This window comes from bacterium, assembly GCA_004299235.1.
Classification (GTDB): Bacteria; Chloroflexota; Dormibacteria; order Dormibacterales; family Dormibacteraceae; genus SCQL01.
In genome coordinates, this window is sequence record SCQL01000023.1 from 1 (window position 1) to 1635 (window position 1635).

Sequence of the window (1635 nt, forward strand, 5' to 3'; positions counted from 1 at the left end):
GCTCAGCCCTGATCCACCGAACCGGTGATCGTCGATGGTTTGGTGATCTTGTTCGGTTTGGGGCCGGTGGTGGGCGTGGTGATGTCGCCGGTCTGCCCGGCTTTTCCACTGTGGGTTCGGTTCGCGCCGTGTCCGGCTGGGTGGTCAGGTCGTCGTGGTGGCGGGTGGTCCGGTGACCAGTCGCCAGAGTGTGTGCCAGGCCGTGGCCCAGGCCCACTGGGCGGGCAGGTGTAGACAGTGGCGTCGTCCGCTGGAGGCGATGCGGGCCGGGACGTTGATGACGCGGCGTCGCATGGTGGTCCAGCGGGCGCGGTCGAACCCGGCGGCGACGGCGGCGGCGCGGGCGAGGTTGAACGCGATCACTGCGCAGGACAGCCAGGCGGCGTTGGCGGTGTAGCGGCCGGAGGGCAGGTGGGCCAGCGGCCCGTCTTTGAGTTCGGCGATGACCTGTTCGACGATGGCGTGATCACGGTGGATCTGGTCGGCCTCGATCGTCGGCAGGGCGCTGTCGGTGATGAAGGCGTGGTGTCGCCAGGTCGCGAACAACTCACCCTGCGCGCTGCCGTCATGCGCGAGTGGTTGCAGGCGCCGCACGCGGCGCACGATCAGCCGGCAGGCGATGTGCTCGGCCTTGCGGCGTCCGGTGAACGCCACGTACGGCACCTCGGCCAGTTCGGCGTCGGAGACCCACCTGCCTTCGGCCTCGTCGTAGACAGCGTTCGGGTAGGCGATCGCCGTCCAGGCGTCCTCGGCGATGCCGGCGATCGCAGCGCGCAGGGAGGGGTTCATCCGCGCGGTGACCGAGAACCACGCGCCGTGCCGGCGCGCGGTCGCGGCGAACGCGTGCCCGTAGTAGGCCGAGTCCGCCCGGGCCAGCACCGGGCCGGTGACCCCGGCCGCCCGGGCCGTGTTCAACGCCTGTGCCAGCAGCCGCCCGGCGCCGGTGTGGGAGGCGACGTTACCGCGCCGCAGCCGCGCCCGCGCGATCACCGGCGCACTGGTCTGGGTCGAGACAGTGGCCAGCTGCACGTTCAACCCACGCGCGCCGGAGTAGCCGAAACCTGCCGCCTGCTTGCCGTAGCCGTGAACCTCCCGGATGGTGTCATCGACATCGACAAAGGTGATCGGCTCCCCGCCGCCACCGTTACCGTCGCCGAGCAACCCGGGGACCCGACCGGCCAGGCCGGTCAACAGCCCGGCGCTCACCGCGTCCAGCTGCTGCACGTGCCCATGCGTGAAGCTGCGCAGGAACGAGCCCAGCGTCGATGGCGCCCGCACCCCGGTGAACACCTTCGCCATCCCGCCATGGCGCAGCAGGTCCAAATCGTCGATCGAGTCCGCCCCGGCCAGCATCCCGGCCACCACACTGAGCGTCTTGGCCCCCGCGTTCGGCGAGGCCACCGTCAAACCCTCGAGCAGGTCGTAAGACCCGGCCGACTCGGCCAACCGCAGCAGCGGAACCAGACCCGCCGCCGACACCAGATTCGGATCATCGAACACCGGCCGGACCGTGTGGCAAGCTCTCACCTACGAGGTGCCCTTCCCGCTTGAGCCGATCGAGACGTCGCAATCCCGATCATCTCGGCCCGGAAGGGCATCCTCGCGTTACGGCACGCTCAACACACCAACATCATC

General features: G+C 70.0%; 1 protein-coding gene. It reads right to left on the minus strand.

What is annotated here, in order from left to right:
* Positions 1-144: 144 nt before the first annotated feature.
* Positions 145-1527 carry an IS1380 family transposase gene (locus EPN29_06380; protein ID TAN33253.1) on the minus strand — a complete coding sequence of 461 codons (1383 nt, stop codon included), beginning with the start codon at positions 1525-1527 and terminating at the stop codon, positions 145-147.
* Positions 1528-1635: the final 108 nt, after the last annotated feature.